Origin of the sequence: Shinella sp. WSC3-e (assembly GCF_945994535.1) — a bacterium.
Lineage (GTDB): Bacteria > Pseudomonadota > Alphaproteobacteria > Rhizobiales > Rhizobiaceae > Shinella > Shinella yambaruensis.
In genome coordinates this window covers 4,219,916-4,237,775 of sequence record NZ_OZ000530.1, presented here as the reverse complement: position 1 = coordinate 4,237,775, position 17,860 = coordinate 4,219,916, and the positions used below count along the sequence as shown (strand labels likewise).

Below are 17,860 nucleotides of genomic sequence, written 5' to 3'. Positions count from 1 at the left end.
GCGCGATGACGGCGGTGCCCCTCGACATCCGGCCGGGCACGGGATCGGACCTTTCCGACCCCGGCTTCGGCATCTATGTGCACTGGCCGTTCTGTGCCGCCAAATGCCCCTATTGCGACTTCAACAGCCATGTGCGCCACCAGCCGGTCGATCAGCCGCGTTTCGTGCAGGCCTTCCTGAAGGAAATGGCGACGATGCGCCGGCTCACCGGCTCGCGCAGCGTCACCAGCATCTTCATGGGCGGCGGCACGCCCTCGCTGATGGCGCCGGAAACGGTGGATGCGATCCTCAACGGCATCGCCCGCCACTGGCATGTGCCTGACGGCATCGAGATCACCATGGAGGCGAACCCCTCCAGCGTCGAGGCCGAACGGTTCCGCGGCTATCGCGCGGCCGGCGTCAACCGCGTCTCGCTCGGCGTTCAGGCGCTGAACGACCGGGACCTCAAATTCCTCGGCCGGCTGCATGACGTTGCCGACGCACTGAAGGCGATCCGCCTCGCGCGCGACATCTTTCCGCGCATGTCCTTCGACCTCATCTATGCCCGGCCGAACCAGACCGTCGAGGACTGGGACCGCGAATTGAAGCAGGCCGTCTCCTACGCCGTCGATCATCTCTCGCTCTACCAGCTCACCATCGAGGAGGGCACGCCCTTCTACGGCCTTCACAAGGCCGGCAAGCTGGTCGTGCCTGACGGGGAGCAGTCCGCCGTGCTCTACGAGGCGACGCAGGAAATCACCGAGCGCGAAAACATGCCGGCCTACGAGGTCTCCAACCACGCCCGCCCCGGCGCGGAGAGCCGCCACAACCTCACCTATTGGCGCTATGGCGACTATGTCGGCATCGGTCCCGGCGCGCATGGCCGCCTGACGACCGGCGGCGCGAAGATCGCCACCGCCACGGAGCGCAAGCCGGAAGCCTGGCTGGAACGGGTCGAGGCGGAAGGCCACGGCATGATCGACCAGGAGCTTCTGGAGCGCGAGGCACAGGCGGACGAACTGCTGCTGATGGGCCTGCGCCTCAAGGAGGGCGTCGATCTCGCCCGCTGGCAGACCCTCTCCGGCCGCGACCCGGATCCCGACCGGGAACAGTTCCTCATCGAGCACGGCTTCATCGAGCGGCTCGGCAATTCGCGGCTGCGCTGCACGCCGGCCGGCATGCTGATCCTCGATGCCGTCGTCGCGGACCTCGCCTGCTGATCAGCCGCCGGCATCCGAGCCGAGCGGCCGGCGCTTTTCCATCACCATGCGCAGGAGACGCCCGTCGATGGCCGCAAGGCCGACGGCGATCAGCGCCATGCCGGCAAAATGCTTCGGCGCCAGCACCTCGCCGAGAACCAGCGCGCCGAGCAGGATGGCGCTGACGGGGATGAGGAAGGTCACGAGCATCAGGTTCGTCGCACCCGCCGTGGCGAGAATGCGGAAGAAGATGACATAGGCGAGCGCGGTGGCGAGGAAGGCGAGGCCGAACAGGGCCATCCAGGTCTGCGCCGAGGGCATGGCGAGCGTCCATGGGCGGTCGACGACCAGCGCGACGGGCAGCATCAGCACGGCGGAGGCCGTCACCTGCCCTGCGGCCGGCAGCAGCGGCGGCAGGCCCAGGCGGCGGAAGCGGCGGCCGAAGATGCCGGCGATCGAATAGGAGACGGCGCCGCCGAGCACGGCAAGCTGCGCCAGGAGGTTGGCGCCGAGATCGGAGAGGACCGAGGGGCCGATCATCAGCGCTACGCCGAGAAAGCCGACGAGGACGCCGACGAGCCGTCCGCCCGTCATCTTCTCGTCCGTCGTCAGCAGATGGGCGGCGATGACGGCAAAGAGCGGCGTGGTGGCGTTGAGGATGGAGGCGAGGCCGCTCGCGATGTGCGTCTGGCCCCAGACGATCAGCGAGAACGGGATGATGTTGTTGAGCACGCCCATGCCGAGGAAGGCGAGCCAGACTTCCCTGCTGCGCGGAACGGCATGGCCGGCAAGGCGCACGACCGTCCAGAGCGCGAGGGCGGCAAGGCCGACGCGGGCGGTGACGATGGTGAGCGTCGGCAACTCGCGCACCAGGATGCCGTTGAAGAGGAACGAACCGCCCCAGAGAAGCGAGAGCGCGATGAGCAGGCCCCATTCGCCTGCGGTCATGCTACGGTTGGCCATGGGAATCTCCTTGCGAAATTTTCTAAACCTGTCGCAGTGCCCGGATGTCAAAATCCGGCTTTCGCGCTATAATTTCGCGGATTTTCATGCCGTACAAACGATCATATTTCGGCTCTTCAGCGAGGAAAACTAAATCATGAACGGCCGCCTCCCCTCCCTTTCCGGCCTGCGCGCCTTCGAAGCGGCGGCGCGACACCTGAGCGTCACGCTCGCCGCCGGCGAGCTCAATGTCACGCCGGGCGCCGTCAGCCTGCAGATCCGCGAGCTGGAGCAATCGCTCGGCGTGCAGCTCTTCGAGCGCCGGCCGCGGCAGATCAGGTTGACGGAGAATGGCGAGGGCTACTTCAAGGCGATGCGCTCGGCCTTCCGCATGATGCGCGAGGCGACCGACGAATTGCTGGCCCGGGCAAAATCCCCCGCGACGCTGGCAATCAGTTGCACGCCGACCTTCGCCGCACAGTGGCTCGTGCCGCGCCTGCCGAAATTCGAGGAGCGCCTGCCCGGCGCCGACATCCGTATCAGTGCCTCCAACCGCCTCGTCGACTTTGCCCGCGACGGCGTCGATATCGCGATCCGCCACGGCTTCGGCCGCTACGAGGGCCTTGTCAGCGAAAGGCTGCTCGACGACGACCTGATGCCCGTCATCGCGCCTGCCCTCAAGGAGAAGATCCCGCTCGATGCGCCGGCGGACCTTGCCGGCCATGTGCTGATCCACGACGTGCACCGGCAGGACTGGCGGCTCTGGCTGGAGGCGATGGGCGTTGCCGGCATCGACGTGCAGCGCGGCCCCGTCTTCACCGACAGCAACGGCGCGATCGAGGCGGCCAAGGCCGGTGACGGCGTGGCGCTGGCGCGGCTTTCGCTGGTGGCACGCGAGGTCCAGGAGCGGCGGCTTATCGCCCCCTTCCCGCGCGGCGTGGCGACGGGGCTTGCCTATTACATCGTCTATCCGCCGGGCGCGCTGGACCGGCCGGCGGTCGCGGCTTTGCGGCAATGGCTGACGGAAGAGGCGCGCGCGGTGCGCGGACACTGAAAAGGAGCCTTCCGGCCCCTTTTCGTCACGGCATGAACGCCATGATCATTCGTTGATCAACCGCTTCAGCAGTTCGATCTCGTGGCTGAGCTTGGTGTCGCCCGCGATCAGTTCCTCGATCTTGCGCACCGCGTGCAGCACCGTCGTGTGGTCGCGTCCGCCGAAGCGACGGCCGATCTCCGGGAAGGAGCGCGGCGTCAGCGTCTTCGACAGGTACATCGCGATCTGCCGCGGCTTGACGATGACGCGCGTGCGGCGGTTCGAGACCAGCTCCTGACGCGAGACGTTGTAGTGCTTCGCCACCACGCGCTGGATGTCCTCGATGCGCACCCGGCGCGGTTCGCCGGCGGCGACGAGGTGGCCGAGCAATTCGTCGACGCGCTCGATCGTGAGGTTCGGCTCGAAGGAGCGGCGGAAGAGCAGCTGGTTGAAGGCGCCTTCCAGTTCCCGGCCGCTCGCCGTGATGTTGCGCGCGACATGGCTCAGGATATCGACCGGGATATCGAGCGAAGCGTCCTCCTGCTGCGCGGCGGCGAGCCGGCGCTTGAGGATTTCGAGGCGCATTTCGTAGTCCGGCGCTTCCATCTCGATGGCGACGCCGCCCTGCAGGCGCGAGCGCACCCGCGGATCGAGCGATTCCAGCTCCCACGGCGCGCGGTCGGCGGCGACCACGACCTGCCTGGCGGAATCGAGCAGCATGTTGAGCAGGTGGCAGAATTCGTTCTGGATCGAATTGCCCTGCAGGAACTGCATGTCGTCGATGATCAGGAGATCGATGTTGCGCAGCGTCTCCTTGAGGGAGAGCGCATCATTGTCGCGGATCGCGGTCGCAAAGCGCCACATGAAGTATTCGGCCGTCAGATAGACGACGCGCGGGTTGCGGGCGCTTGCCAGCGCGCCGAGCGCGATCGCCTGGAGAAGGTGCGTCTTGCCGAGGCCGACGCTGGAATGGACGAAGAGCGGGTTGAAGCGCACGGCGCCGGCGCCGGCTTCCGCGATCGTGCGGGCAGCGGCAAGGGCGACGCGGTTCGACGTGCCCTCGACGAAGGCGTCGAACGTATAGCGCTGGTCGAGCGGCGAGCCGAAGAGCGGGCCGGACGGCTGCTGCACGCGCGGCTGGGCCGAAGCGGCAACCGATACCGCTGCGCTGGCGACGGGCTGCGGACCGCTCGCGGCGCGGCGCGGCTGCGCCTGCGGTGCTGCGGGCTCGGTGGCCGCCGCCTCCTCGGCGACGCCGGTGCGGGCGCCGCGGGTTGCGGTTCGCACCAGGATCTCCACCTTGAGGATTTCGGCATCCTCCTGCTGGAACAGGCTGGTGATGAGATCGAGATAACGATTGTTGATCCAGGACTTCAGGAACGTCGTCGGCACCGACAGGCGCACGACGCTCTTGGAAACGGAATGGACCTTCAGCCGACCGAACCAGCTCGCGAAGACGTCCGGGCCAACCTGCGCTTTAAGGCGCGCACTGACCCGCTCGAAAATCGCGTCCTGCTTCATATCGGATGGAACCCCCGCCGCCTGCGCCCCTTCTTGCGGGAGCGTTTTAAGTGCATTTTCCCCGTTTGCGAATGCACCAGCCGTTCTGGCCGTATTCATCTGCATCTTGCCGCCTTTCATGCTTCCTTCGCCACGTCGGCATTCCTGCCGGCGCCTTTCATGTTTGCCATCTCCCGACCGCGCCGAGCCATCGCCCGGTCCGGAACATGGTGCCCCGATCGTACCGACCCCCTACATTCGGCCCGATCCCGTTTCTCAAACACAATTCGGGTCCATCGGATCCGTTGTCATACCGGATCATCAAGTCCCGCCTGTGGCCGCGCCGCTCACTCCCTCGTCGAGCGTACGGCGGGCATGCCCTATCATCCGGCCGTCCTCACGGCCTCCTCAACCGGCGCAATCGAAAGTCACAAAACCCTTGCCAGTGTGCGGTGAGGCACCTGGGGCAAGCGTTGCCGGTTGGATGATTTTACGAAGCGGAGCCGCTCCGTCACAAGGGACAAACAACCACCGCTGCCTTTTGAAGCAGTCTTGTCGGCGATCATTTTAAGGCTGTGTCCGCGCCCCCTGTGGAAAGCATTTAGGCAGGATCAGGCACCAAGATCAATCACGAATTTTACGCAAAATTAAGGGGCGGCCGTTGACTCGCAAGCCCGTTCCTGACTCGGAATCAGGGGCCCAAAGGAGAATCTGTTAGGAATCAATGGCTTTGTTTTCGGGTCCTTTTCGGAAGGCTTGAAAAACGAAAAAAATAAAAATTCGCTTGACTCAGATTGCTGTCAAACTCCCGCAACGAAAGGGGGGAGGATGTCACCCAACCTCCTGCAAGTAACTGAATTTAAAGGATTTTCTTCGTCACTCTTTTGACACGATCAAGCCTTGCACATTAACCATGGCAGGTTCGAAAAACCAAAGAAAAAGCCCGGCGCAAGCGCCGGGCTTTTCCTAATATTGCATAGCTCGATGGGGCTATCAGGCCGACATCGTCTTCACGCGGTTCGCCAGACGCGAGACCTTGCGGGATGCTGTATTGGAATGGAGCACGCCCTTGGTGGCAGCGCGCATCAGTTCCGGCTGGGCAGCCTTCAGAGCGGCGGCGGCCGAAGCCTGGTCGCCGGAGGCGATGGCCTCTTCGACCTTGCGGATGAAGTTGCGGACGCGCGAGCGGCGCGACTTGTTGACTGCGGTGCGCGCGGCGATCTTGCGGGTCGCCTTCTTTGCCGAGGTTGTATTGGCCATTTATGCCTCTCTTCAGAAATCTGACACAAACTCCACCCTCGCCGTGCCGGGTCACTGCGACCTGTCATCAAAGCAATTCGGGAGCAATATCGGAAAACCTTGGAATTCGGCTTTCCAAACTGTGGGCGGCGTATAGCGGGAAACCACGACGACGTCAACGCGGATTCTGCAAGAAACGCCGCCCGGCGGACTAGCGATGCCGGAAGGCCGGCTTGCGCTTCTCGATGAAGGCCGCCATGCCCTCCTTCTGGTCCTCGGTGGCGAAGAGCGCATGGAACAGCCGGCGCTCGGCGCGCATGCCCTCGGCAAGGACGGTCTCGTAGGCGCGTCCCACCGCCTCCTTCGCCAGCATGGTGGCGGGCAGGGAATAGCCGGCGATCTTTTCCGCCGCGGCCAGCGCCTCCTCCAGCAGCCTTTCGGGCGCGACCACGCGGGCGACGAGGCCGGCGCGTTCGGCTTCCGCCGCGTCCATCAGCCGGCCGGTGAGGATGAGGTCCATCGCCTTCGCCTTGCCGAGGGCGCGCGTCAGGCGCTGCGTGCCGCCCATGCCGGGAATGATGCCGAGGGTGATCTCCGGCTGGCCGAACTTCGCCGTTTCCGAGGCGATGATGAAATCGCACATCATGGCGACCTCGCAGCCGCCGCCGAGCGCAAAGCCGCTGACGGCGGCGATCATCGGCTTGCGGCAGGCCGCCACGTCGTCCCAGCCGGCGGCAAGATCTTCCATCATGGCGTCGGCAAAGCCGTAGGGCTGCATCTCCTTGATGTCGGCGCCGGCGGCAAAGGCCTTTTCCGAGCCGGTGAGGACGATGGCGCCGATGCCGGCGTCCGCCTCGAAGGCGGCGAGCACGCTCTTCAGCTCGTCGAGCAGCTTGCGGTTCAGCGCATTCAGCGCCTGCGGCCGGTTGAGCGTGACGAGGCCGACGCGTCCGCGCGTCTCCACCAGCAGGGTTTCATAGGCCATGGTTCTCTCCTCTGTCTTATTTCTGGCAGGCGGCGCAATGGAAGGTGGAACGGCCGCTCTGCACGATGCGGCCGATCGTGCCCGTGCAGCCGGGCGTGCGGCAGGGCTCCTTCTCGCGGTCGTAGACGGAGAAGGAGTGCTGGAAGTAGCCGAGCGAGCCGTCGGCGCGGATATGGTCGCGCAACGTCGAGCCGCCCGCCTCGATCGCATCGGCGATCACCTGGCGGATCGCCTCGGTGAGGAGGACGAGCTCCTTCTTCGGCTTGCCCGCGGCCGTGACCAGCGAGCCCGCCAGCCTTTCCGGCGAAAGGTGCGCGCGCCAGAGCGCTTCGCAGACATAGATGTTGCCGAGGCCTGCAATGTTCTTCTGGTCGAGCAGGGCGGCCTTCAGCGGCGTCTGGCGGCCGCGGAACTTGGCGGCGATGTAGTCGGCGTCCAGCGTGTTGCCGGTCGGCTCGGCGCCGAGGTCGCGGAAGAACGCATGGGCGGCGATGTCCTCCCGCCGGGCGAGGTCCATGAAGCCGAAGCGGCGGGGATCGTTGTAGATGACGCGGCGCACGCCCTCGGGCGTTTCCAGGTGGAAGACGACGTGGTCGTGGCGCGTGTCCTTGCTGCGGGGGATGTGGAAATCGCCGGGCGGCTCGGCGCCCTCCACGCGGAAGGAGCCGGACATGCCGAGATGGGCGATCACCACGTCGCCGCCCTCGATATCGATCAGCAGATATTTGGCGCGGCGGCCGAGCGAGACGATGCTGCGACCGGACAAAGCCTCGGAAAAGGCCGGCGGGAAGGGAAAGCGCAGGTCCGGGCGGCGCAGCTCCGCCCGGCGGATCGTCGCCCCCTCCATGACGGGGGCAAGGCCCCGGCGCACCGTTTCCACTTCCGGCAATTCCGGCATCGTCTTCTCCTTCGATTTAACCTTGAGCGCATTTGCCGCGGCGCGGCATTTCCCTCTCGGCAATCTATGTCCTATATACCCGGCGAAGCGGCGGGCGCTGTGCGTGAGATAGCGCGGCGCCGGCCAATTCGCTATGGTCTTTGCGGCAATCCGGCTGCGACAGACCGGCCCATGGAGACGACGATGACGGAACAGCGCACATCCGCGGACGGCGGCATGGAAACCTCCTACGGGTTTCGCGAGGTGCGGCAGGGCGAGAAGCAGGCGCTCGTCAACGACGTGTTCCACAAGGTGGCCAAGCGCTACGACATCATGAACGACGTCATGTCCGCCGGCCTGCACCGGGCCTGGAAGGACGCGATGATCGCAAGCCTCAACCCGCGCAAGGACCCGTCCTACAGGGTGCTCGACGTTGCCGGCGGCACCGGCGACATCGCCTTCCGCATCGTGGAGGCTTCCGACAGGCTGGCGCATGCCACCGTGCTCGACATCAACGGCTCGATGCTTTCCGTCGGCGCCGACCGGGCGGCGAAGAAGGGCCTTTCCGCCAATCTCGATTTCGTCGAGGCCAATGCGGAGGACCTGCCCTTCGAGACCGGCAGCTTCGATGCCTATACGATCGCCTTCGGCATCCGCAACGTGCCGCGAATCGATGTCGCGCTGGCGGAGGCCTATCGCGTCCTGAAGCGCGGCGGGCGGCTGCTCGTGCTCGAATTCTCCGAGGTGGAGATGCCGCTGCTCGACCAGTTCTACGAAGCCTGGTCGTTCAAGGCGATCCCCCAGTTCGGCAAGATGATCACCGGGGATGCCGAACCGTACCAGTATCTCGTCGAATCGATCCGCAAGTTCCCGAACCAGCAGGATTTCGCGGCGATGATCCGCGCCGCCGGCTTCTCCCGCGTCACCTTCACCAACTACACCGGCGGCATCGCGGCGCTGCATTCAGGCTGGAAGCTGTGAGCATGGCCCGGTCCTCCTCCCAGCAGCACCTTGCCGCATGAGTGTTTTCGGCGCCTATCTTCGGCTCGCCCGCGTGGGCTGGGTCCTCGTGCGCGAGGGCGTCGTCTCGGCCCTGCCGACGGAGGGCATGCCGCCGCTCGCGCGCACCGCGCATACGCTTGCCGGTCTCTTCGAACGCCGCCGGGCCTCGAAGGAGGACCGCAGCGACCGCCTTGCCCGCGCCATCGAACGGCTCGGCCCCTCCTATGTGAAGATGGGCCAGTTCCTGGCGACCCGGCCCGACGTCGTCGGCGCCGAGATCGCCGTCGACCTTTCCGCCCTTCAGGACCGCATGGCGACCTTTCCGCGCGAAGCGGCCGTCGCCACCGTCGAAGGCTCGCTCGGCCGGCCGCTCGACGAGCTCTATGTCAATTTCGGCGACCCGATCGCCGCCGCCTCCATCGCGCAGGTCCATCCCGCGACGGTGCGCGATGCGACCGGCGAACGGCAGGTCGCGGTCAAGGTCATCCGCCCCGGCGTGCGCCAGCGTTTCGCCCATGACCTGGAAGCCATGTATGCCGCCGCGCGCCTTCAGGAGCGCATCCTGCCCAACACGCGCCGGCTGAAGCCGGTCGAGGTGACGCGCACGCTGGAGCAGACGACGAAGGTCGAGATGGATCTTCGCCTGGAGGCAGCCGCGCTTTCGGAACTCGGCGAAAACACCGGGAACGATCCCGGCTTCCGCGTGCCGAAGGTCGACTGGGAGCGCACGGGGCGCGACGTCGTCACCATGGAATGGATCGACGGCATCAAGATGTCGGACGTCGAGGGATTGCGCGCCGCCGGCCACGATCTCGACAGGCTGGCCGATACGCTGATCCAGTCCTTCCTGCGCCATACGCTGCGCGACGGCTTCTTCCATGCCGACATGCACCAGGGCAATCTCTTCGTCGATCCGCAAGGCACGATCGTCGCCGTCGACATGGGCATCGTCGGCCGGCTCGGCAAGAAGGAGCGCCGCTTCCTCGCCGAGATCCTCTACGGCTTCATCACGCGCGACTACCAGCGCGTCGCCGACGTGCATTTCGAGGCGGGCTACGTGCCCTCGCACCACGATACCGCCAGCTTCGCCCAGGCGATCCGCGCCATCGGCGAACCGATCCACGGCCAGCCGGCCGAGACCATCTCCATGGCAAAGCTCCTAACCCTGCTCTTCGAGGTGACGGAGCTCTTCGACATGGAGACCCGCACCGAACTCGTCATGCTGCAGAAGACCATGGTGGTGGTGGAGGGCGTTTCGCGCACGCTGAACCCCCGCTTCAACATGTGGAAGGCGTCCGAAGGCGTCGTCGGCGACTGGATCCGGGACAATTTGGGGCCGAAGCGGCTTTTGACGGACCTGCGCGACGGTGCCCATGCCGCCCTGCGGCTGGCCGAGGCGGCCCCGGAAATCGCCGCGAAGGCGGAAAAGCTTTCGCAGGACATCACCAGCATGGCCGAAAAGGGCCTGCGTTTCGATGCGGAGACCGCCGAAGCGATCGGCCGGTCCGAGGCCCGCCACAGTCGCTCCGGCCGGCTGGCGCTGTGGATCATTGCTGCAACACTCATCTATATCGCCTGGAAGCTTACCTGACGGGTTGCTTTCCCCGCGTTGACAACACCGGAAAATTGCATCCATATCGTCCGCTCCGAGGGTGGACGAAACTGAAATCATGCGTGTGTTGAAGCTGGGCGTTTCGGCCCTCGCGATCGTTGCGGGCTTTTATCCGGCGTGTGCGGAGGTTCTGCCGCGCGGTTCTACCGTCGATGGCGCCGTCGTGGATCGCAAATCCGGCGAGGAGGTGCGTTTCGTCGAGGTGGACAGCTGGCGCGGCGTCGAGGTCAACCAGGACCTTCTCGCCGGCGACACGCTTCGCACCAATGCCATCGGCAGCCTTGCCATCCGCTTTGCCGACAACACGCTGGTGCGCATGGCGCGCGAAACGGTCCTGCGCGTGCGCAAGATCGACGGCGCCTCGGACAGCCAGCTCAATCTCGAAGGCGGCACGATCTGGGGCCGCGCGGACCGCGGCGGCAGCGGGCTCACCGTCGATACGCCCGCGGCGGCAGCGGCCATTCGCGGCACGGACTGGACGCTGCGCGCCGAGGGCGACCGCACGACGCTGACCGTGCTCGAAGGCACGGTGGAGCTTTCCAACGCGCAAGGCACGGTGACGGTCGGACAGGGCGAAGGCGCCGTGGCGCGGATCGGCGAGGCGCCGCGCAAATACATCCTCGTCAATCTCAAGGAGCGCGAGCAGGTCCTGCTCTACAGCGAGGTGCGCGGCACCTTCGCGAGCCTGCCCGTCAGCGGCACGGAAAGCACGAAGGCCCGCGCCGAGCGGCGGCGCATCCTCGACACGCCGGAGGCCGGCCGCAGCCGCGAGGACTGGCTGACGCTCGCCGAGACGGCGCTCGCCTATGACGGCAGGGCGGCCGCCGAGGCCGCCCTTTCCCGCCTGCCGCGCCCGCTTCCCGCCGCGCTGGAGGCCCGCGCCAGCCTGGTCGAGGCGATGATCGCCGGCCAGGCCACGCGGTATGACGAGGCGATCCGGCTGTTCCGCAAGGCGATGCCGCATCTTTCCGGCGAGCGGCGCACCATGGCGCGCTACGGCGAGTGGATCGCGCTCTCGCTGGAAAACCCCGACACCGACGCCAAGGCACCGTCGCTGAACCAGACGCCAGGAACCGCCGGGGAGGCGATCGCCCAGGCGATCGCCATCGCCAATCTCCGGGGACAGGTCGAGGCGATCGAATTCCTCCGCAGGGCCGAGCCGCGCTTCCCGAACGAAGCGGCCCTGCCCGCCATGCGCGCCAGCCTCGCCTACGAACTCGACGACCGCGACGAGGTGCGCGCGGCGCTCGCCCGCGCCAGATCGATCGATCCCGACGATCCTGCCCATCTGCTCGTCAGCGCGCGGTTCCGCTCCACCGTGTCGAGCGACATCGACGGGGCGCTTGCCGAGCTCGACCGGGCGGTGAAGGCCGCGCCCGGCGACGACGCCGTGTGGAACGAGATCGGCATCCTGAAGAGCGACCGCAACGCCATCGTGGAGGCCAATGCCGCCCACCGGCGCGCCATCGCCCTCAACCCCGAAAACGCCGCGCTGCACGCCAATCACGCCCGCTTCCTGATGGACAACGACCAGATGGCCGCGGCAAAGGCGGCGATCGACGCCGCCGAGGCGCTCGATCCCACCTCCTATGCCGTGCTTGCCGCCAAGGGTCGCTATCTCCTGCGCATGGGCAGGACCGCGGAAGGCGAAAAGGTCCTGCAGGAGGCGGCCGCCGTCAACCCGACCGCCGGCGACGCGCTGATCGGCCTTGCCATCGCCAGCTACCAGAGCGGCGCCGACGCCGAGACCGCCCAGGCGCTCGACAATGCCGACCGTTTCGACCGCGACAATCCGAGCATCGCCCTCATCCGCGCCGGCATCGCGATCGATGAATTCCGCGCCGACGACGCCATCCTCAACGCTCGAGAGGCGCTGCGCCGCCGCCAGGCGCGCGGCGGCTACTATTCCGGCTACGACACCAACCGGCAGGTCTCCTCCTATCTCGGCGTGGCGCTCGACAATGTCGGCCTGACCGAATGGGGCCAATTCTATGCCGACCGCTCCTACGATCCCTTCGTCTCCACGACCTATGTCGACGAGGCGACGGCGGGTGGCGGCAGTCCTTTCGTCAACACGCCGCTCTCCGGCCTCGACCGCTCCTCCTCCGGCGGTTCCTCCATCGCATCGGAGCTTCAGGCGCGGCTGTTCGCGCCGCTGTCGATCGCCTCGGAAGAAAAGCGCAACAGCCTGGAGACCCGCAACTTCTTCGAGGCCTCGCTGGGCGGAACCCTTTCGCACTACGGCGCCGACATCGGCTGGGCGAGCGACATCCTCCTCCAGGGCACGAGCTACACGCCCGTGCCGGTCAGCTACTATCTCAAGGGCGATATCATCCGGCCGGAGAGCGCGCGCGAAAACGACGAGAACGATCTTCTGGGCGGGCTCTTCAACATCGGCATCAAGCCGACCCTGACGGACAGCGTCTATCTCTTCGGCAACAGGATCCGGCAGGAGGTCGGCTATCCGGGCCAGACCTCCAATCCCGCGCCCTTCAACGACAGCGTGACGGATGCCACCGAGTTCGGCGTCGCCTGGAGCCATGTCATCGGCGAGCGCAACGTGGTGCAGGCCTTCGCGGTCAACCGCCGGGTGGACGACCTGACCCGATACCGCTCCATTGTCGACGCCGATGAGAATGACGATATCCCGCCGATCACCTATCGCGTCAATGAAAAGTCGCGGGAGGACGTTTTCACCTATGGCGTCGGTCATCTCCTCGGCATCGGGCCGCTGACGCTGCGCTACGGCATGGAGGCGGCGGAGAGTGACTTTCGGGTCTCGGTGATCGAGACCGACCTGACGACCGGCGAGATCAAGGATCTCGGGGCCGCCAACGGCGGCAGCTCGACGACGCGGGCCTATATCGACGGCTATCTGGAGCTTTCCGACAGCCTGCAGGTGCAGGCGGGTGCCTTCCAGTCGCGCTTCGACGGCGACAGCCCGCGCTGGGGACCGGTCGACTACCGGCTCGGCATCGCCTTCGCGCCGAGCGACAGCCACTGGCTGCGCGCCTACTATCGGCAGGATACGCAGTTCGCCAGCAACTATACGCTTTCGCCCGTCACGACGGTCGGCCTTTCCCCGATGGAGCTGCCGCTCTTCCGGGGCGGGCAGACGCGGACGACGGCGGTACGCTGGGACGCCGAGTGGAACGAACGCTTCTTCACCGCAGTCGAATATCAGCACCAGCGCTTCAACGGCCTGACGCTGACGCCGGAAGACTTCATGGCGAGCTTCCTGACGGACACGGGCAAGATCGACCGCCTGCAGATCAGCGCCAACTACTGGGTCGGCGACGGCCTCGGCGCCTTCGGTTCCTTCACCTGGAACACCAGCAAGGACACCACGGCGGGCTGGGATCCCTCCTTCGACGTGCCGCTGGTGCCCGACTATGTGGCGCAGGTCGGCCTGACCTACGTGCACCCCGCGCGCTGGACGGCGACGCTCGCCCAGAGCTTCGTGGGCCCGCGGCTCGGCTCGCACTTTTTCGATGAGAACGACGCGCCGGCTGGCAGGACGCTCGACAGGTACTGGACGACGGACGTCGCGCTGACCTGGAAATCGCAGAGCGGGCACCTGGAGGCCGGCCTCAGCGTGCTGAACATCTTCGACAACGACATCGAGATGGCCGATCGCCTGCCAGGCCCCGGCCGCACCTTCCTCGCGACGATGAAGGCGCGATTCTGAGGGGGCGCTTGACCGGCATCCGGCGGGCGCTAGTCTTTCAGCGATGACCGATGAACCGCTGACCGCAACCGAGCCGCAGCCCTTTCTCGAACGGGTGCGCCGGCAATTGCGCGGGCTCTATTTCGGCCGCGACCGGGAGGCGATCCGCTTCCAGGCCGCCATGCTCCTCGTCGATATCGCAATCCTCGGCTTCTTCATCGCGGGCCCGTATCTGCGCAAGGGGCCGGCCTATATCATCGTCGATTATGTCATCGCCGCCGTCATCGCCTTCGAGCTGGGCGCGCGGGCGCTGATCGCGCCGAACCTGCGCTACTGGACGATGCGGCCAATGACCTGGGTGGACGTCGTCGTGCTCGGCACGCTGCTCTTTCCCAACCAGCTGCACAACTTCGCCTTCCTGCGCGTCCTGCGCATCTGGGCGATCAGCCAGAGCAAGCTGGTGACGCTGCTGCTGCACCGCATCGGACACGGCGACAAGGAAGAGGTCATCCAGGCCTGCGTGAACTTCCTCGTCTTCCTCTTCCTCGTCACCGGCTTCGTCTATAGCAACTTCTTCTACGGCGCGGAGGGATTCGAAGGCTTCGTCGACGCGCTCTACTTCTCCGTCGCGACCGTCACGACCACCGGCTTCGGCGACATCACCCTGCCCGGCACGCTGGGAAAACTCACCTCCATCGTCACGATGATCATCGGCATCTCGCTCTTCGTGCGGCTCGCGCAGGCGATCGTGCGGCCCTACAAGGTGACCTTCCCCTGCCCGCAATGCGGCCTCTCGCGCCATGAGACCGATGCCGTGCACTGCAAGGCCTGCGGCCATGTGCTGAACATTCCAAACGACGGCGCCTGAGGCAAACCACCCTGACTTGGCCCGACGTGTCTGTTCCCGCAGGACGGGAAAGGTGCTACTTTAGAAAAGCCGGAACAACCGGCGCCTCGCATTGCAAGACCGTATTCTCCAGAGGGCCAGAGGGGAGCCGTCCATGCGCAAGATCCTTGTTTCCATCGCCATTACCGCCTTGTCTTTCGGCGCGTCCGCCGCACCGTCGCTTGCCGGCATGATGCCGGATGCCGCGACGATCCGGCCGGCCGGCACCGTCGAACTTGCCACGCACTACTACGGCCACAAGCCGAAGTGCGTCTGGAAGAAGATCAAGAAATACGACTACTACGGCAAACTCGTCATCAAGAAGGTGAAGGTCTGCCACTAGGCGCCCTGCCGGCCTGACGGGACGGTTTGGGGAACCGCCGTCGGGCCAGGACCTGGAAATACCGCCGCAACGGGACAGGACGGGGCGACCGTCCTGCCGAGGATGGGTCGTGCGCTTTCCGCGCGTCCTCGAAGCGAGAAAACGCTCTATCTCTTTGTTTTTGCGCTGTTCCAAACGCAAAACCGCCGCGCACTTTTGCTGGAATTGGTCCAGCGTCTTGTTTTCATGCCGTTCCGGGCGCAAAACCGCTTCAGCGCTTTTGCTGGAATTGCCTAGGACCCGCCATGCCGCTTGCTGGAAAACGCATCCTCCTCGTCATGTCCGGCGGCATCGCCGCCTACAAGAGCCTCGACCTCATCCGCCGGCTGCGCGAGCGCGGCGCGGAGGTTCGTCCGGTCATGACGGCGGGCGCGCAGCAGTTCGTCACGCCGCTTGCCGTCGGCGCGCTTTCGGCCGGCCATGTCTATACCGACCTGTTTTCCCGCGAGGACGAGCAGGATGTCGGGCATATCCGGCTGGCGCGTGATTGCGACCTCGTCGTCGTCGCCCCCGCCACGGCCGACCTGATGGCGAAGATGGCGAACGGCCTTGCCGACGACCTCGCCTCCACCGTGCTGCTCGCCACCGACCGGCCGGTGCTGCTCGCCCCGGCCATGAACCCGAAGATGTGGGTGCATCCGGCGACACGGCGCAATGTCGCGACGCTGCGGGGGGACGGGCTCGCCTTCATCGGCCCCAATGCCGGCGAGATGGCGGAAAGCGGCGAGGCCGGCCTTGGCCGCATGGCCGAGCCGCTCGAGATCGTCGCAGCGGTGGAAGGCCTGCTCGACGGCGGGGCAAGGCCGCTGGCCGGCCGCAAGGCCGTCGTCACTTCCGGCCCGACCCATGAGCCGATCGACCCCGTGCGCTACATCGCCAACCGCTCCTCGGGCCGGCAGGGCCATGCCATCGCCGCCGCACTCGCCCGGCTCGGGGCCGAGGTGACGCTGGTCTCCGGTCCCGTCACGCTCAGCGATCCGCCGGGCGTCACGGTCGTGAAGGTCGAGCGGGCGGAGGAGATGCTGCAGGCGGTGCTCGCCGCGCTGCCGGCGGATATCGCCGTCATGGTCGCGGCCGTCGCCGACTGGCGCGTGGCGACACCGAACACGGAGAAGATCAAGAAGCAGCCGGGCGAAGGTCCGCCGCCCCTGATGCTCGCCGAGAACCCCGATATCCTGAAGACCGTCGGCCACAATGCCAAGCGCCCGAAGGTCGTCGTCGGCTTTGCCGCCGAGACGCAGGATGTCGAGAGCAACGGCCGCGTGAAGCTGCAGAAGAAGGGTGCCGACCTCATCGTCGCCAACGACGTCTCGCCGGAAACGGGCATCATGGGTGGCACGCGCAACAGCGTGAAGCTGATCACCGCCGGCGGCGTCGAGCAATGGCCGGATCTTTCGAAGGACGATGTCGCCGGCCGTCTTGCCGGCTGGATCGCCGAACGGCTTACCTGACGAGGGCGAGGCGCCTCTCCATCGCCAGCGCAGGCCGGCCGGCGGGAGAGAAGATGCGCACGTCGACGCCGTTTTCGCCGAGCACGACGGCGCTGCCGTCGGGGATTTCCACCCAGGCTTCCGTGTCGTCGTTCAGCGGCTCGGAGACCAGGCAGTAGCCGCCCGTCGCGCCCATCGGCGCGGCATAGAGCGTCGGCGCGGCGTAGTCCGTCGCATAGCGCACCGCATAGAGCTGGTCGCCATCCGTGAAGGCGGCGGTGAAGCGCACGAGAACGCGGCGCTCCAGATGGGCGGCGAGTCGCTCGACGAAGGCGATCGTCTCGGCCATGGCGCCGAGCGGATCGCGGGCAAGGCCGAACTGCAGGGCGAGCAGGAACAGCAGCTCGGAATCCGTCGAGCCGGTGCGGGCCGTGTAGAGATCGTTGTCCAGCATGGTTTCGAGCGGCCGGCGCAGGTGCTCGAAATCGGCGATCTGGCCGTTGTGCATGAAGGACCAGATGCCGTGGACGAAGGGATGGCAATTGTCGCGCCGCGTGCCGCCGCCCGTCGCGGCGCGCACATGGGCAAGGAAGAGCGGCGAGCGCACCTGCCTGGCGATGCTTCTGAGGTTGCAATCCGACCAGGCGGGCAGGATATCGCGATAGCGGCCGGGCTCCGGGCGCTCGCCATACCAGGCGATGCCGAAACCGTCGCCATTGGTCGCCGTCTTCGCGCGGGTGGCGCAATGGGATTGCTCGATCAGCGAATGGGCGGGCGAGGACACCAGTTCCTCAAGGAAGAGCGGCTCTCCACGATAGGCTGCCCAACGGCACATGACGCTATTCTCGCTTTCGAAGACCGGCACGAACCGGTGGTGGACCCGACGCATTAACCATGGCACTGCCCGGATTTTCAACGCAAATGGGTAAAAATGCGTTAACGAATGTAAACGGGCCGAAACCATGCGTGTCATTATGATGACGGCGGCAAAAGGCGCGGTTTCCGGGGGAACACGCGTTTTGTGAACGGTTCGTTTTCCGGGCGCCGGATTTCGTGAATAATGGCCGGGGCATGGTCCGATCGTGATGAACGTGCGCGAGGTGCAACAGGCGATGCGGGGACTGCAG

General features: G+C 66.2%; 14 protein-coding genes. 8 read left to right on the top strand and 6 right to left on the bottom strand.

Translation table 11 applies throughout. The annotated features are described in order from the left end of the window. Positions 1 to 5: 5 nt before the first annotated feature. Positions 6 to 1,199, top strand: coding sequence for a radical SAM family heme chaperone HemW (gene hemW, locus AABF56_RS20775; RefSeq protein WP_272804218.1), 1,194 nt, complete (start codon positions 6 to 8; stop codon positions 1,197 to 1,199). On the opposite strand, the gene AABF56_RS20770 is transcribed toward hemW, so the two are convergent. Then, the gene (locus AABF56_RS20770; RefSeq protein ID WP_272804217.1) at positions 1,200 to 2,141 is read right to left on the bottom strand and encodes a DMT family transporter; all 942 of its coding nucleotides are present in this window, start codon (positions 2,139 to 2,141) and stop codon (positions 1,200 to 1,202) included. A gap of 136 nt (positions 2,142 to 2,277) precedes the next feature. Here AABF56_RS20770 and gcvA point away from each other — a divergent pair, with 136 nt between their 5' ends. Continuing rightward, complete coding sequence (gene gcvA / locus AABF56_RS20765) at positions 2,278 to 3,174, top strand: transcriptional regulator GcvA (protein ID WP_272804216.1); 897 nt, start codon at positions 2,278 to 2,280, stop codon at positions 3,172 to 3,174. A gap of 45 nt (positions 3,175 to 3,219) precedes the next feature. Here gcvA and dnaA read toward each other — a convergent pair whose 3' ends face one another. From dnaA to mutM, 4 genes are all read right to left on the bottom strand, one after another. Then, entirely contained in the window at positions 3,220 to 4,674 is a 1,455-nt protein-coding gene (gene dnaA / locus AABF56_RS20760) for a chromosomal replication initiator protein DnaA (protein WP_272804215.1), read from the bottom strand. A gap of 972 nt (positions 4,675 to 5,646) precedes the next feature. Further along, positions 5,647 to 5,913 carry a 30S ribosomal protein S20 gene (gene rpsT / locus AABF56_RS20755; protein WP_023514010.1) on the bottom strand — a complete coding sequence of 89 codons (267 nt, stop codon included), beginning with the start codon at positions 5,911 to 5,913 and terminating at the stop codon, positions 5,647 to 5,649. Between the two features lie 190 nt (positions 5,914 to 6,103). Further along, a complete protein-coding gene (locus AABF56_RS20750; RefSeq protein WP_244767229.1) occupies positions 6,104 to 6,877 on the bottom strand; it encodes an enoyl-CoA hydratase in 774 nt (257 codons plus the stop codon). 16 nt (positions 6,878 to 6,893) lie between these two features. Next, complete coding sequence (mutM, locus tag AABF56_RS20745) at positions 6,894 to 7,775, bottom strand: bifunctional DNA-formamidopyrimidine glycosylase/DNA-(apurinic or apyrimidinic site) lyase (RefSeq protein ID WP_272807385.1); 882 nt, start codon at positions 7,773 to 7,775, stop codon at positions 6,894 to 6,896. Positions 7,776 to 7,958: 183 nt separating this feature from the next. Between mutM and ubiE the strand changes: the two genes are divergently transcribed. From ubiE to coaBC, 6 genes are all read left to right on the top strand, one after another. Beyond that, positions 7,959 to 8,735: a bifunctional demethylmenaquinone methyltransferase/2-methoxy-6-polyprenyl-1,4-benzoquinol methylase UbiE gene (gene ubiE, locus AABF56_RS20740; RefSeq protein WP_244767227.1), complete on the top strand. Its 777-nt coding sequence runs from the start codon at positions 7,959 to 7,961 to the stop codon at positions 8,733 to 8,735. A 37-nt stretch (positions 8,736 to 8,772) separates the two neighbouring features. Further along, positions 8,773 to 10,347 carry a 2-polyprenylphenol 6-hydroxylase gene (gene ubiB / locus AABF56_RS20735; protein ID WP_272807384.1) on the top strand — a complete coding sequence of 525 codons (1,575 nt, stop codon included), beginning with the start codon at positions 8,773 to 8,775 and terminating at the stop codon, positions 10,345 to 10,347. Positions 10,348 to 10,426: 79 nt separating this feature from the next. After that, the gene (locus AABF56_RS20730) at positions 10,427 to 14,056 is read left to right on the top strand and encodes a FecR domain-containing protein (protein ID WP_272807383.1); all 3,630 of its coding nucleotides are present in this window, start codon (positions 10,427 to 10,429) and stop codon (positions 14,054 to 14,056) included. Between the two features lie 43 nt (positions 14,057 to 14,099). Continuing rightward, positions 14,100 to 14,903, top strand: coding sequence for an ion channel (locus tag AABF56_RS20725; RefSeq protein WP_244767224.1), 804 nt, complete (start codon positions 14,100 to 14,102; stop codon positions 14,901 to 14,903). 133 nt (positions 14,904 to 15,036) lie between these two features. Then, complete coding sequence (locus AABF56_RS20720) at positions 15,037 to 15,264, top strand: hypothetical protein (RefSeq protein WP_244767223.1); 228 nt, start codon at positions 15,037 to 15,039, stop codon at positions 15,262 to 15,264. Between the two features lie 284 nt (positions 15,265 to 15,548). Further along, positions 15,549 to 16,754, top strand: coding sequence for a bifunctional phosphopantothenoylcysteine decarboxylase/phosphopantothenate--cysteine ligase CoaBC (gene coaBC, locus AABF56_RS20715; RefSeq protein WP_272807382.1), 1,206 nt, complete (start codon positions 15,549 to 15,551; stop codon positions 16,752 to 16,754). Here the strand turns inward: coaBC and AABF56_RS20710 are convergent. Then, entirely contained in the window at positions 16,747 to 17,568 is an 822-nt protein-coding gene (locus AABF56_RS20710; RefSeq protein WP_272807381.1) for a class II glutamine amidotransferase, read from the bottom strand. The two genes, coaBC and AABF56_RS20710, sit on opposite strands and share 8 nt — an antisense overlap. Positions 17,569 to 17,860 lie beyond the last annotated feature (292 nt).